The 14921-nt window shown below is 68.4% G+C and carries 10 protein-coding genes; 8 read left to right on the top strand and 2 right to left on the bottom strand.

The window, feature by feature from the left end; genetic code table 11:
- Positions 1 to 193: 193 nt before the first annotated feature.
- From AB0F17_RS34915 to AB0F17_RS34900, 4 genes are all read left to right on the top strand, one after another.
- Complete coding sequence (locus AB0F17_RS34915) at positions 194 to 2056, top strand: 2'-5' RNA ligase family protein (RefSeq protein WP_358031630.1); 1863 nt, start codon at positions 194 to 196, stop codon at positions 2054 to 2056.
- A complete protein-coding gene (locus tag AB0F17_RS34910; protein WP_358031629.1) occupies positions 2053 to 2505 on the top strand; it encodes an XF1762 family protein in 453 nt (150 codons plus the stop codon). Before AB0F17_RS34915 ends, AB0F17_RS34910 begins: the two co-directional genes overlap by 4 nt.
- A complete protein-coding gene (dcm, locus tag AB0F17_RS34905; RefSeq protein WP_358031628.1) occupies positions 2502 to 4157 on the top strand; it encodes a DNA (cytosine-5-)-methyltransferase in 1656 nt (551 codons plus the stop codon). The genes AB0F17_RS34910 and dcm overlap by 4 nt, the downstream gene beginning before the upstream one ends.
- Before the next feature lie 162 nt (positions 4158 to 4319).
- Entirely contained in the window at positions 4320 to 5333 is a 1014-nt protein-coding gene (locus AB0F17_RS34900; RefSeq protein WP_358031626.1) for an alpha/beta hydrolase, read from the top strand.
- 140 nt (positions 5334 to 5473) lie between these two features.
- Here AB0F17_RS34900 and AB0F17_RS34895 read toward each other — a convergent pair whose 3' ends face one another.
- Positions 5474 to 6067, bottom strand: coding sequence for a hypothetical protein (locus tag AB0F17_RS34895; protein WP_358031624.1), 594 nt, complete (start codon positions 6065 to 6067; stop codon positions 5474 to 5476).
- A gap of 327 nt (positions 6068 to 6394) precedes the next feature.
- On the opposite strand from AB0F17_RS34895, the gene AB0F17_RS34890 reads away from it, so the two are divergent.
- A complete protein-coding gene (locus tag AB0F17_RS34890) occupies positions 6395 to 7720 on the top strand; it encodes a phage major capsid protein (RefSeq protein WP_358031623.1) in 1326 nt (441 codons plus the stop codon).
- Positions 7721 to 8247: 527 nt separating this feature from the next.
- Here AB0F17_RS34890 and AB0F17_RS34885 read toward each other — a convergent pair.
- Entirely contained in the window at positions 8248 to 9039 is a 792-nt protein-coding gene (locus tag AB0F17_RS34885) for a sulfotransferase (RefSeq protein ID WP_358031622.1), read from the bottom strand.
- 15 nt (positions 9040 to 9054) lie between these two features.
- Between AB0F17_RS34885 and AB0F17_RS34880 the strand changes: the two genes are divergently transcribed.
- The 3 genes from AB0F17_RS34880 to AB0F17_RS34870 form a co-directional block, all read left to right on the top strand.
- Positions 9055 to 9837 carry a hypothetical protein gene (locus AB0F17_RS34880; protein ID WP_358031620.1) on the top strand — a complete coding sequence of 261 codons (783 nt, stop codon included), beginning with the start codon at positions 9055 to 9057 and terminating at the stop codon, positions 9835 to 9837.
- A 93-nt stretch (positions 9838 to 9930) separates the two neighbouring features.
- Entirely contained in the window at positions 9931 to 12174 is a 2244-nt protein-coding gene (locus AB0F17_RS34875) for a fibronectin type III domain-containing protein (RefSeq protein ID WP_358031619.1), read from the top strand.
- Positions 12175 to 12187: 13 nt separating this feature from the next.
- A partial coding sequence (locus tag AB0F17_RS34870; RefSeq protein WP_358031618.1) for a fibronectin type III domain-containing protein occupies positions 12188 to 14921 on the top strand: 2734 nt, incomplete at its 3' end.

The following is a 14921-nucleotide window of genomic DNA, read 5'->3' as shown; positions in this document are numbered from 1 at the left end:
ATTCGGGCCGACGCGAACATCGCCCTTCCAAGCTGGTTTCTAGCCAGGTGGCTTGTAACCCGCCGGGGCAGAACGCTCCTGCATGGGAAAGGCGCGGTCGCTATGCGCCGGTATCCGTCGCATGTCGTCTATGCGACGTAAGCCCTCTCGTTTGCCACTCTGCCCGCCGTTGACCGACGGCGGAGGGGGCTCGTTGAGCACACCGTGGATGGAGCGGCTCGAACACAAAGCTGTGACAGCCGCGCCCAGGGCCGCGCAGATTGCGGCCGACGGCGAAGGTGACGGCACCGTTGAAGCACTTGTCGCCGTCACCGGCGTCCTCGATGGCGTCGGCGACATCATCGTCCCCGGCGCCTTCGCTCGCACGCTGCGCGAACGTCGGCCGAAGGGCATCTTTTCGCACGACACCAAAATCTGGACGGCGCGTACCGAGTTGGTGGAGGAGTGGCTGCCGGGTGACCCGCGGCTGCCCTCCCACGCGAAGGACGGCCGGCCGTGGCCGCGCGAGGCTGGCGCGCTGTACGTGCGGTGCCGCTTCAACTTGAAATCCGATGATGGCCGCAACGCGTACGAAAACGTTCGATTCTTCAGCGAAACGGACGAATGCGAGTGGAGCATTGGCTACCAGGTGCCCCAGGGAAAGTCCCGGAAGGACCCCAAGACAGGCATTCGCCGCATCCTCGACCTGGACCTATACGAATACTCTCCCGTCTTGTTCGGCGCGGCGAGCCAGTCGGCCACGTTGTCGGTGAAGGCCATGCGTCCCGCCAGCAACGTCAGCGGTGGAGACCGCGGCCAGGACGAGCAGCCGCGCCGCCACAAGCAGAAGGCGTCCCCGAGCGTCGGCGCCGAATGGGCCGACTTGATCGCGGACATGCCAGACGCTGAAGGCGACAGCAGCGGGCCGCGCTCCATGGTGGCTCTGCTCCTGCCCGCTGACACCGCCGCCCAACTCGCCCAGCCGGGCGGCCTGGACCCCGACCACCTGCACGTCACGCTCGCCTACCTCGGCGAGGGCGTCGATGACGAGACGCTCGCCGCTGCCGAGCAGGCCGTCGCCGACACAGCCGCAGACCTGCCAGTTCTCAGGGGCACCGTCGGCGGCATCGGCGTCTTCCCGGCCGGCGACGACGGCGTCCCCGTGTGGGCCACCGTGGACGTGCCCGGCCTGGAAACCGTCCGTGAACGCATCATCGACGCCCTGGACGCCGCTGGCGTGCCGTACTCAACCGCGCACGGCTTCACCCCGCACGTCACCCTCGCCTACATCTCACCCGGCGAGCAGCCGCCCGCACCGCTGCCGCCGGTCGACGTCACCTTCACCAACGTGTCGATCGCCGTTGACGACGACCACCGCCACTTCCCCCTCTCCGCCGCTGCGGCAGCGGAGACGAAGGACGCTCGGCTGGATGCGCTCCGAGCCGCCGGCCTTCCTATTCCGATCGCGTTTGAGGAAGCACGCGACAAGGTCCGCGACGCCGTTCACCTGTGGCTGGCCAGCCGCGGAGAACGCGGCTGGGCGTGCGTCGAGGCCACGTTCGCCGACATGGCGATCGTCACCGTCCGCCCGGACGACTCGGCCGGACACCGGCCCGAAATCGCCTACCAGGTGCCGTACTCGCTGACACCGGCCGGCGACATCTTCCTCGGCGATCTCGTCCCCGTCACGGTGACCGCCCACGGCCCCGCCGACCCGCTCGTCGCCCTGGCCGCTGTCGAGGACGCCGCGTACACCGTCAAGCACGCTGCCGAAACCTGGACGGATGTCGGCACCGGCTGGGAGGTCAAGGCTGGCCGCGTCCTGTCGGACGCGAACGCCAAGCGGCTCCGGCAGGCGATGGCCATCCTGGCCGAAGTTCTCACCAGCGCCGGCATTGACCACGACCCGGTGCCCGCGAGCAGAAAGCCGAACCAGGAGCAGGAGCTGCCGCCGGAACCGGCCATATACCCGGACTCGACCGCACCGTCGGCGCTGCCGTCGCAGATGAAGCAGCTCACCGAGCAGGAGTGGGCGGCCGCAGAAGCTGTGCTCGACTTCGCCGCGGCGCTCGCATGACCAGCACGCTCGCCGTGGTGCCGGTGACATTCGCAGAGGCACGAGCATTCGTCGCCGAGCACCACCGCCACCACCGGCCGCCGCAAGGCCACAAGTACTCCGTCGGCGTCGCCAACGACGGCGCCCTCGTCGGCGTCGCCACCGTCGGCCGCCCCGTCAACCGGCACCTCGACGACGGCGCCACCCTCGAAGTGACCCGGGTCGCCGTCATCGAAGGCCAGCGCAACGCCTGCTCGATGCTGTACGGCGCCGCATGGCGGGCCGCCCGCGCCCTCGGCTGGAAACGCCTCATCACCTACACCCAGCACCCCGAACCCGGCACGTCGCTGCGCGCCGCCGGCTGGCGCAAGGTCGCCGACCGGCCAGCGCGCGGCACCTGGTCGTGCACGTCCAGGCCCCGCACCAGCGGCGTCGCCGTGGTGGCCCGCACCCTCTGGGAGATCCCGTGACACCCGCCGCCCCCACGTCTTCCGCTTTCGCGAGCGCCGACCCGGCCAGGCCGATGACGGCGGTGTCGCTGTTCGCAGGCATCGGCGGCTTCGAACTCGCGCTGCAGCGCGCCAGCGTGAAAACGGTCGCCTCCGTGGAGATCGACGCCGCCGCGCGGGGCGTCCTCGCCCATCACTTCCCCGACAGCGCTCTGTTCGACGACGTAAGGACCGTCACTGGTGAGCAGTTACTCGCAGCAGGCTTTGACCCCGCAAACGGCATCATCACCGGAGGATTCCCCTGCCAGGACCTCTCCGTCGCCGGACTCCGCGCAGGCCTCGACGGCGGCCGCTCCGGCCTCTTCTTCGAGATCGTCCGCCTCGCCCGTGAGCTTCGACCCCGCTGGCTGCTCCTCGAAAACGTGCCCGGGCTCCTGTCATCAAACCGCGGCCGCGACATGGGGATCGTGGTCCAAGAGCTGGCCGAACTCGGGTACGGCGTGTCGTGGCGGGTTCTCGATGCGCAATACTTCGGAGTTCCCCAGCGGCGCCGTCGTGTCTTCATTGTCGGATGTCTTGGAGACATCGCCGGTGCCGAACAAGTACTTTTTGAGCCAGACAGCGGCGCTCGGCATCCTGCGCCGCGCAGAACGCCGCAACAAGAAGCTGCCGCCCGCGCTCGACGCAGCGCTCCGGCAGGTAGCCGGGCTTGGGGCGTCGCCGCAGGCACGCCTGACATTGCCGGGCCTCTAGCGGCCAACCCGGGCGGCCACCGCACCGACCTGGACGGCTCCGGCGCGTACGTCACCACCAACGGGACCGTCACACACACGCTGCGGTGCGGATACCTCATGTCCGCTGAAGACGGCACCGGGCGCGGCACGCCGATCGTCGCGTACAACCCCGACGGCGACCCCAGCCGGGCCGCCGTCCGGACGGAGCCGTCCCTGCTGCCCGCGGACGAGCCGGGACGGGACGGAGCACCGGCGGCCGTCACCACGTTGGGGGCGATCAGCCATGCCCTTACCTGCGAAGGGCACGACGCCGGCGAAGACGGCACCGGCCGCGGCACGCCGATCGTCGCCTACGACCTGGCTCAGATCACCAGCCCGGCCAACCGGTCCAACCCGGCCCCCGGCGACCCATGCCCGCCGCTGTGCACGACAGGCCGCCCCGCCGTCACCGCCATCCCGGTGGCGTTGCGAGGCCGCAGAGGCGAAAGCATGCTCGAACACGGCCAGCTCGGCGACCCCGCGTACGCGCTGCGAACCCCGGGCGGCGGCTCGTCGATGCCCATGGTCGCCACCACCTCCCGCCAGGCGGCCCAGCAGGTCGACGCCGTGGCGGCGACCGTGACCGCGAAGTGGGCGAAAGGCACCGGCGGCCCCGCTGGCGACGAAACGCAGAACCTGCTGCCCGCCTACGAGCTTAACGAGTACGGCCAGGTCGGCGACCTCACCACGGGCGGCGTACGACGGCTGACTCCGCGCGAATGCGAGCGCCTTCAGGGCTACCCGGACGACTGGACGATCCGGTCCGGCGCGAAGGAGCAGGCCGACTCGCCCCGCTACCGACAGCTCGGCAACAGCCTCGCCGTCCCGGTCGTCCGCTGGGCGGTCGGCCGTCTCGTCGTTGTCGACACCCAGTTGCGGGCGGTGAGAGCGGATGCCTGACGCCTGGCCGTTCCCGCCGCGCCTGCTCCAACGGCAGCATGTCCCGCGCTCGCGCCGGGACCACGACCTCCACGAACCTTCCACCCAGAGAGGGATTGGCCCATGCCTACTACGTCCTCGGCAACCAGCCGCACTGGTGTGCGCTCACGGAGACTGCCGCGTGTGGCCGCCGTCGTCGCTGCCATCACGGCGACGCTCCTGAGCAGCGCGGCCTGTTCCTCCACCGCAGGAAGTGGCGCCCCGTTGGAGGGTCTCACTGTTCGTAAGGACATCGCGTACGCGCCTGCGCAACCTGCTGGCAGCCGCGGCCACCTGCTCGACCTGTACGTGCCCACGCGGGCGGGCAAGGGATTGCGGCCGCTGCTTATCGTGACGGGCGGCAGCGCATGGCGTGGCGACACCGGCAAGGAGTTCGCCGCCCAGATCGCGCCGCACTTCACTGCGGCTGGCTACGTCGTGGCAGGCGTGTCCGTCCGATCCAGCTCCCAGGCACGCTTCCCCGCGCAGGTGCATGATGCCAAGGCGGCGGTCAGGTGGTTGCGCGCGTACGCTCCCCGATACGGCATCGACCCCTCCCGGTTCGCGATCATGGGTGACTCCTCCGGCGGCTATGCAAGCGCCATGGTCGCGGTCACTGGCGACGTGCCTCACCTTGAAGGCAGCGTGGGTGTCACTGGCGTGTCCAGCAGAGTGCAGGCGGCCATCGACTTGTACAGCCCGACCGACTTCCCGACGATGAACGGGCAGATGCTTCCAGGTGCCTGCGAGGCGTTCAACCAGCAGATGAGTGTGACGGACTGCCACGATGACCCGGGCTCGCCCGAGTCGCAGCTCATCGGCTGCGCCATCCAGACCTGTCTGACCCGCGCCCGCGAGGCCAACCCGATCACCTATGTTTCGACCACCGATCCGCCCATCCTTATTGCGCATGGGCAGGCGGATACCCTGGTGCCGCATGACCAGAGCAAGCTGCTGTACCAGGCGGTGGAGCGAACGTGCGCGACAGCCACGTGGTACTCGGTTCCCGGCGTCGGGCACTCCACCAACATCCTGGCGCCCGACGTCGCCACGCCTGAGGTGAGCTCGACTGCCGGTTGCCAAGCTCAGCCTGTCCAACAGGGGAGCCGACCGACGCTGGCCATGATCCAGTCGTTCCTCGAGAGCAGTTGGGGTTAGACCAGGCGGTGCGCCAGGTTTACTGGCTGGATGACCCTGGCGGCGCAGGCCACGGAACCTGTACGCGCCTGGTCGGGGCGATGAGGACGCGCTCTGCCAGCGGCGGCGCCGGGGCGGACCTCGGCGCCGCGGCCGACGCGTTATTCGCCGTAGTACGCCTTCAACGCCTCGTGCACCGGCTCCAGGTGCTTCCCGGACGTCTTGCGCGGCATCTGCCAGCGGAACGAGCCGGCCGAGCGGTCCTTCCACATCAGGATGCCGCCCATCCCGGGCAGATCGAACGACTCGATCACCACGTCCTTGTCGCCCTTGTCGGTTCGCTGGACGCCCTCAGGGACGCGCCCGATCCACGGGACCTGGACGGCGTTGCCGGAGGAGGCGTCGAAATCGCGGCCGCCAACCCGGACCGACCACTGGCCGCCGGCCACGGGCGGCGGAAGCCGGTCCGCCTTGTCGAGCGCCTGCACGGTGAACGCCACTGCGGTGAAGTACTTCGTGGTGGGCTTCGGTGAATCGTCTGGCCGGGTGCGGTGGAAGTAGACGCCCGTCGGCGTCACCCTCAGCCGGCCTCCCCTCTCCCCCTTGACGACTACGCTCTGGCCGAACTTCAGCAGCTTCGGCGCGAACGCCTCGGCGGTGGTGGACGACGGAGCGGCTTGCGCGGCCCCGCCGGTGACGGCGGCCGCTGTGGATGCGACAGCGGCGACGAGTAAAGCGGACAGGCGTCGTTTCAACGCCAACCTCCCTTTGGGAACGATCCAACCCCCGAGCCCGGATCACGATAGCCGGAAGATCACCCCCACAACAGATGATCACGGCTAGTTGCCGCGTGCGTAGCGCCGCGACCGAGCACAACCGACGGCCGCTTGCCGTCGCGCGGGCCGGACAGCGGCGCCAACGACCGCTCGTGAACTGCGGAAATCGTCAACGGGCTGACCTGCCCGACACGACGTAAACGCGGCAACCCCGTACATGCCAGCTCTAGATCTGAGGGCTGTCCCGGTGCTGACCGGGCGGACGGATCGCCATCCGAAAGCAGTCAGCACACGGGGGGACGGCAGATGACTGCCACCGCGTCCAAGGCGCACCTGAAGGACCTGAACGACCGGCTCCAGACCAAGGCCGCCGACATCGACCGCATCCGCTCCTCCTTCAAGGACGAGACCGGCAAGGGCCACATGGTCCTGACGAAGGAGCAGCACGCCGACTACCTGGCCGCGATCGACAACGCGACCGAGCTGAAGGCGCTCATCGTCGCCGAGCAGAAGGCCCTCGGCATCGCCGAGTACCTGGACATGCCGGCCAGCACGTCCGTCGCTGGGCAGATCGCCGCCCAGCAGGGCCGCGGCACCCAGCAGTCGCTGTCACAGGCGTGGCTGGAGTCGCCGGAGTTCCTCCAGATGAAGGCCAGCGGCTTCCGCGAGATCCGCGGCATCACCACGTTCGCGCAGGGCCTGTACAGCTTCGAGACCAAGGACACCTTCAGCCTGTCGGGCGGCACTGTCAGCCACCCGGGCTTCGGCATGGCGGAGAAGGTCGGTATCACCGAGCGGCAGCGGCGGCCCTCGCGCGTCCGCGACCTGTTTCCCGCCGAGTCCACGCAGGCCAACGTGCTGTACGGCGTGCGCCAGGTCGGGTTCGTCAACAACGCCGGTTACATCCCGGAACGGACCGCAGCCGACGGCGGCCCCGCGACCGGAGCCGCGACCGACATGTGGGGCAAGGCTCCGAAGTCGAAGTGGGATTACGAGTCCTACACCGCGCCGATCGCGGAAATCGGGCACTTTGAGGTGATCCACAAGAACACGCTGTCGGATGAGAGCCGACTTCGTGGCATCGTCGAGAGGGATCTCATAGATGGCGTCAAGCTGCGCGAAGACGAAGAGATCCTCTTCGGCACCGGCGCCGGCGAGACCATCCTCGGCATCACCAACACCCCCGGCGTGCAGTTGTACACCGGCAAGGCGTCCGACAAGCGGACCGCGCAGGTTCGCCGGGCGATGACGTTGTCGATTCTCAGCTACTTCGACCCGAACGGAATCATCCTCCACCCCATCGATTTCGAGGGCATCGAGTTGGAGGAAGACAACCAGGGCGCCTTCCGCGTAGCCGTCAGCGTTGCCATCGGCGCTGAAAAGAGGGTGTGGAGGTTGAACGTGATCGACACCGCGGCGATGCGTGTCGGCAAGTTCGTCCTCGGCAGCTTCGGCCAGGGTGCCAAGCTCTACGATCGCGAAACCGTGGTTGTGCAAGCCTCAACGGAAACGGGCAACAGCTTCCTTGAGGGCACCGTCGTGATCAAGGCCAGCGAGCGGGTTGGCCTGGTAGTTGATCGGCCCGAATCATTCGTGTACGGCAGCTTCACGCCGTACGTCGCGACTCCGTAACTGGGGTATACCGCCGTACGCCTGCCCGGCAGAGGACACGCGGTCCCCTGTCGGGCAGATGCGCTGTGTCAGGTGAAGCGGTACTTGGCCGCGTGCCATCCAAAGTGGCCATAGCGATGGCCAGATCGGATCACCTGACACCTGAGGCGGGCGGGTTGGGGCTGCGCTGGCGGCGGCTGGGCATGCCGCCAGCGCCTCATGACCGGGGGCGCTAATGTGCGTCATCGGCCCACTCGAAGATTTGATCGGAAATGCCCGCTTTTCAGAACGACAGCCCTCCGGGCAGAGGCGCTCAGAGGCTCCGTGGGGCCTTGAATGGCCTCTGTGGACCATAGGGTCGGCCGGTCGCTGTTTGGGCGCCTGTGGACATCTGGTGGCGCTGACGTTTGGGTGGAAACGCGGCGATCAAGGCTCTATGTCATGATGTGCAACCTTCGTACTCGTTGGGCGATGTGGGCGCTATGACGGGAACGGCGCACCCTACCCGCATAGCGCCATCGCGGCGGCTGCCCTTCTGCCGCGCGGGCTCACTTCATGTAGCCCCAGTCGGCGGCATCATCGGTGAGCGTCTCCGGAACGTCGGAGACCGCAGGAGCAGGACGCGCTGGCTGGATGCGGCCACTGCGAATGGTGTCGAGCCAGTCGCCCAGGCCGCGCTGCAGCGGGCCGTGCCGGTGGCGGCCGTAGTCCAGCATGCCTGGCTCGAACTCGACACCGATGTGGTCGCACACGCGCGCCATCTCGGCAGTGGGATCGGCGACGAGGTCTTCATAGCGGATGGTCATTCCCGGCAACGACCGGCGTGCGTCGGACATCGCCGCAGTGAACTGGCGCAGGTGGGCGGCGGCCGCGTCGGGTGGGTGGCCGAACGCGTTGCTCCACGACGCGACGATGGCGGCGGGGTGACGCAGCAGGAACACATACCGTGCGTCTGGCCAGCAGGCGGCCAGGCGCTTCCACATGAGCACGTGATCTGGATGCTTCACCACCAGGATCGAGCGTCCAGAGCGATCCAGTTGCTCATGTAGGAGCCGGTCCCACAGCAGATGTTCCGTTGTCGTCTGGTCATGGCCGAGTAGGGCGAGCGCCGCGGCGGGGACACCGGCCGGGACGTGGACGGCGATGTCGCCGAGCGGCAACTCATGCGGGGCGTGCACGCGGGAGTGGCTGTCCAGGATGAGTCGCAGCAGCGTGGACCCGGAGCGCGGCGGCGACAGGACGAACACCGGGCTTGGCAGTAGCCGTCCGCTGGGCTGCGACGCGACGGTAGCGGCGCTCCTGCGTACCATCCCGGATTCGCTGATCAGTTCAGTAGTCACCGGGGGAGGCTACTCATGTCGCTCGCTGTGGCAACGACGCCGGCCGTCAAGGCCGGGTTGTCCACATTGAGTCTCAACGCGTTCGACGCGCCGGCGAACTCGCTGCTGGTCCTTACGTGGGCGGGCCCGTGGGCGAACTTCACGGTCGCGGGCGGCAGCCTGACGTGGACGTCACGGAGAATCTCCGCGAACCGGTATGCGCAGATGTGGACTGCTTCAGTGCCGGCCGCCAAGACGGGCCTGGTCATCCAGCTCACCGGCTCAACCTTCAGCGATGTGCTGGGCGGGGCCAAGGCTTGGCTCGTGACCGGCGCCGACGCATCGCCAGTGGGTGCAACCGGCACGGGGACGAGCACCGCCAACACGCTCAACGCGGCCGCGTACACCACCACCCGATCCGGCAGCCTCTGCTTCTTCGCCGCGTACGAGAACGCGACAAACTACCCCTCCCCCACCCTGCCGACGACGACCGACGTAGGTGAGGCGTACTCCATCCGCGACGTGTACGGGACCAACGGCGGTGGCGTGGTCGGCAGAAAGGCGGCACCGGCCACCGCTGCCGGCCAGGCGGTCCAGATCAACGCGGACGCTGCGGGAACCGCAGCAGCCGCCTGGGAATGGGCGGCCATGGAGATTCTGCCGCCCACTGACTCCAGCCCGCCGAACGCGCCCACCGGGTTGCGGGTAACCGAAGTGACCGGCACCTCCTTCACTCTCGCCTGGGACGCCGCCTCGGACCCGTCTGGCATCGCCGGCTATGGCGTCTACCTCGACGGCATCAAGGTGGCCGGTCCGTAGCCGTAGCCGCAGCCGGGGCCGCGCCCTCCCTGCTCAGCGAATGAACCACCAGAGCGCGCGGCAAGGCCACAACGAGATCGGGGGGAATCAAGGGTGGCGAACAGGGTCGCGAAAACCTATAGCGGCGGTGCTACCGGCGGAACGCACGAGATCACGTTCACGCCGGCCACGCCAGGCGCCCGGCTGATCCTCGTGATCAGCTCGTATTTCACACTCGATGCGCTACCTGAGGGCTGGACACAGGACCATTACTCCACCAGCTTCAACCACGTCTACGTGCTGTCGCGGATCGCCACGGGAACGGAAACGTCCGTCGCCCTGACCATGCGGGACACGCGGCTGCACGCCGTCCTGCACGAGCGAGACGACTGCGCACGCAAGCTGTTCAACGTCACCTACAACACCACGTTGGCGTCGATGTCGGCCACCGCGACGGTGCCAGCCGATGCGGTCGGCCGAGTCTTCTCCGTGGTGAACGCACCTAACGGCAGCGCAGGATCGGCCCAATGGAACAACGGGCTGACCAGGCATTTCACGGCGGAAGGTGCGCAGTCGTACTCGGCGTTCGCGCACGGTGCTATGCCAGCGCCCGGTTCGCAAACCTTCACCATCAGCAACCTGATCGCCGGGACCAACACGTCGGTGTTCGCGGTAGTCGGCTACGGCTCCACCGACAGCCAGGCACCCACCGCTCCAGGCAACCTCCGGGCGACCTCTATCACTGGCACGCAGATCAGCGTGGAGTGGGACGCCGCCACCGACAACACCGCGGTGGCCGGGTACGGCATCTACAAGGACGGTCTGAAGCAAGGCACGGACCAGACCAGCCTCACCTGCACCTTCACCGCACTCGTCACGGGCCGTGCGTACACATTCGAAGTGGACGCGGTCGACCCATCGGGGAATCGGTCGGCGAAGGCGCAACTGTCCGTGATGGCCGAGGTGGACGTCACTCCGCCGACCACGCCCGCCAACCTCAGGCTCGTCGAGGCCACCCTCACGTCCCTGCAGGTGGCATGGGACGCCTCCACCGACAACGTAGGCGTGGCCGCGTATGGCGTCTACTTGAACGGGCTGCGGCAAGGCGCAGATCACGCCGAACTCGAACACACCATCATCCGGCTCGCTCGCGGCACCGAGTACACGATCGCTGTGGACGCCGCCGACTCAGCGGGCAACCGGTCACCAGCGGCATCCCTGACCGTCTCCACACTGGCCGGCGCCGACCCGTCCGCTCCGCTGGATCTGACCGCATCACCGGGCAAGGAACAGATCACCGTGGGATGGCGGGCATCCGACCCGGGAGAGCTGCCAGTGGCCCGCTACGAGGTGCTGCTCGACGGGCAACTCGTCGCCACCACGACATCGCTCGGCCTGGTCCTCGAGGACCTCGACGCCGGCGCCACATACGAAATCGCGGTCCGAGCCGTCGATACCGGGTCCGCACGCGGCCCAGCCGCGGCAGTCACAGTCACGGTTCCCCCTGCGGAGTGGGTTGCGCTGGCCAGCCCCGTCTATCGGCTGGGCAACTGGACAGGTAACGCGCGTGACGTCGCCGGCGTCGAGTGGATCGTGGAAGAGGAGGACGGCTGGGCGTCCGGCGCTGAGGCGATCACGCTGGCCCGGGACTCCGACACCTCCGACGGCGGCTTCTCCGGGCCAGGCAAGTACGGCGGCCGCACCATCGCCCTGTCCGGTGTCGCAAGAGCTCCCAGCAGGATGGCGATGCTCGCGGCGCAAGAGCAGATCGTGCAGGCGCTCTACCCGCATGAGGCCGGGATACTGCGCGTCGCTGAGGCACACATGACCCGTCAGGCGCGCGTCCGCCTCGCCAACCAGGTGGACATCACCGACATGGGCGGCCGCACGTTCACGTGGGGGCTCGTCCTCCGGGCGCCCGATCCCCGGCGGTACGCGCCCCGGCCGGTGCATGCCGAGGTGGAGTTCGCTCCGGCGCAAACCAGCGGCAGCGCCACCATCACGCTGGCCGGCGACTATCCAGGGATTCCGGCCAACCTGCGGCTGATCGGCCCCGTCGCCAACCCGGTGATCCGGCTGGACCCGCTCGGATTAGAGATCCGGGCCAAGCCCGGCACGATCCTGACCGACGAGCGGTACGAGCTGACGATCGACCTGGCGACGCGCGAGGTGTGGGCGATCGTGCCGCCTGACGTGTTTCCAGAGCCGCGCCTGGCCCGGTCCGTGCTGGCCCGCTACCCCGCACGATTCTCGCTGCAGCCAGGGATGAACACGATCACGCTGTCGGGCGCGCTGGTGGCAGGCCAGGAGAGCAAGGGGCCACGGCTGGTGATCGAGGTCGCGGACGCATGGATTTGACCGGGGGCCGCAGATGGCGCAGATAGTTGAGGGTTTCGAGACCAGCACGCCGCTGGTGGCGAGGTCGGGGACGTGGGTTCGGGCCACGGACCAGAAGCGCAGCGGCACATACTCGCTGAAGACCGCCACGGTCGCGCACAGCGGATCGTCCGATTGCGTGATGACGGTCCCCTCGGGCGCGCAGACGGTGACGTTCTGGGCGAAGCTCTCAACAGAGGCGGGCGCGGGGGGCGCGAACTGGGATCCGTTCATCTTCTCGATCGGTTCGACGGAGCGGTATCGGAACTGGGGCGAGGTCGGCTGGCTACAGGTTGGTCCGTACAGCGTCGTTGGCGCATCCGTCATCACCTTCCGCTACCAGCGAGACAACACCGGCGACGGCGTCTCGAACGCCGTCTGGATCGACGACGTCGTCTTCGAAGTGATTCCGCCGGATCCGCAACCGCCCACGTCACCCCCAAATTTGAGGGTGACGTCCATGTCGCCGCTCGACGTCGCGCTGGCGTGGGACGCGGCCACGGACAACACCGCCGTGACCGGGTACGGCGTCTATAAGGACGGTGTCCAGCAAGACGGCAACCAAACTGCGCTGACGCGCACACTGACCGGCCTTACTCCGGGCACCAGCTACACGCTTGCCGTGGACGCCGTCGACGCTGTTGGGAACCGGTCAGCGAAGACGTCGATCGTGCAGACCACGCCCACCCCTTCGCTACCTGGTGGCGAAGGGCGGACGCGCACGTTCCTCGGCCTGCCCGTCGGCCGCAACTACCTCGTTGAGATCGACGCCCTGGACGGCGCCGGGAACCGATCGGCGAAGGCGTCCCTGCTGGTCGTCACGGACAACACACCGCCGACCGTGCCCGGGGTGCTGCGGGCGACGTCAGTGTCCGGCACGCAGATCAGCGTGGCCTGGGATGCGTCCACGGACCACATCACCGGCGTCCTCGGATACGGCATCTACCTCGACGGCGTCCAGGTCGCGACGCAGCACACGGGCCTGGGGTGGACCTTCCAGGCGCTGACGCCCGGGCGGACGTACACCATCGCGGTCGACGCCGTGGACGGCGGCGGGAACCGGTCAGCCAAGGCAAGCCTGTCGCTACAGGCGCAAGTCGACACGGAACCACCGAGTGCGCCGGCGAACGTGCGAGTCACCGCGGCATCGCCGTACACGCTGGTGGTCGCCTGGGATGCCTCCACCGATTCGGGCGGCATGGCCGGGTACGGAGTCCATCTCAACGGGAACAAGGTCGGGCCAGATCAGCTCGGCCTCACCTACAGCTTCTCCGGCCTGACCCCGCAGGCGACTTACCAGGTCACAGTGGACGCCGCAGACGTGTCCGGGAACCGGTCGTCGATGGCCCAGCTGACTCACGTTGCGCCAGCCGATCAGCCGCCCGCCACGCCCACGGGCATTCACGTGACCGCGGTGTCCTATACGTCGTTCACGGTCAAGTGGGAGGCCGCCGCTGACGACGTGCAGGTGAGCGGCTACGACGTCGCCGTCAACGGGCACACGGTCCTCACGAACGCCAACGTGCTCGAGTACGCGATGTCCGGGCTGCCGGACGACACCGTGTTCGCCGTGCAGGTGCGGGCCGTGGATCACATCGGGCAGCGCAGCGTGGCATCAGCCGAGCTGACCGTGACGACACTGAACGACCACGACCCCAGCACGCCCGCCTTCACGGTCTCCGCGGATGAAGACTCGATCACTGTGGAGTGGGCCGCCTCAACGGACGACTTCGGCGTCGTCGGCTACGAGGTCAAGATGGACGGCAACGTCGTGCACACAACATCAGGTGTCGACTACAGCGTGGACGGGGTGATCACCCGCCGGCACACCGTTCACGGGCTGGCAGCCGGTCGTACCTACGGGCTGCAGGTCCGCGCCGTGGACACGATCGGGCAGCGGTCGGCCGACAACACGCTCCAGGTGCAAACCACGCCGCTGCCGTACATGCCCATCGAGACGCCGGTGTACCGGCTCGGGGACTACTGGGCGGGCAACGCACGTGACAGCTGGGGCGTCGACTGGGTGGTCACCGGCGCTGAGGGCTGGTCGTCGTCGCCGCCGGTCTCTCCCACGGGAGCCGACCTGGGCGGCACGGACGGGGCATGGGCTGGTGCCGGCAGGTACGGGCCGCGTCTGATCGTCTTGTCCGGAGTGGCGATCGCACCCACGAGGACGGCGATGCTGGCGGCCAAGCAGCGGCTAGCCCGGGTGATCGTCCCGCGGCAGCAGACGCTGCTGCGGGTGATCGATGCCCGCATGGCCCGGCAGGCGCGGGTGCGGCTCGCTGACCGGATCGAGACCACCGACCGCACAGCGCAGGTGTTCGAGTGGCGGATCCCGCTGATGGCGGCAGACCCGCGCCGGTACGCCACTGCGCCGGTGCGCGCGGCCGCCGCCGTGGCGGCATTGCCCGGCGAGGCGTCGATGGTCGTTACGTTGGAGGGCACGTATCGCACCATCCCCGCAAGGCTCCGCCTGTTCGGCCCGATCATGAACTGGACGATCACGCACGAGGAGTCCGGCACGGTCATGCGTGCCGCCCGCGGCAAGTTCGTCCCGGCTGACACCCGATACAGCTACACGATCGACCTGGGGGCACGGCAGGTGTGGGGCCACGTGCCGCCGGAGGTGTGGCCGGCGCCGCGGCCCGGGCGGGGGGGGGGGGGGGGGGGGCGGGGCGGGGGGGTGGTAGATAACGGAGTGATAAACAAAACCCAGGCCGGCGATC

It is taken from the genome of Nonomuraea sp. NPDC026600, from assembly GCF_040638335.1.
Taxonomy (GTDB): Bacteria; Actinomycetota; Actinomycetes; order Streptosporangiales; family Streptosporangiaceae; genus Nonomuraea.
This window is presented reverse-complemented; position numbering and strand designations above follow the sequence as displayed.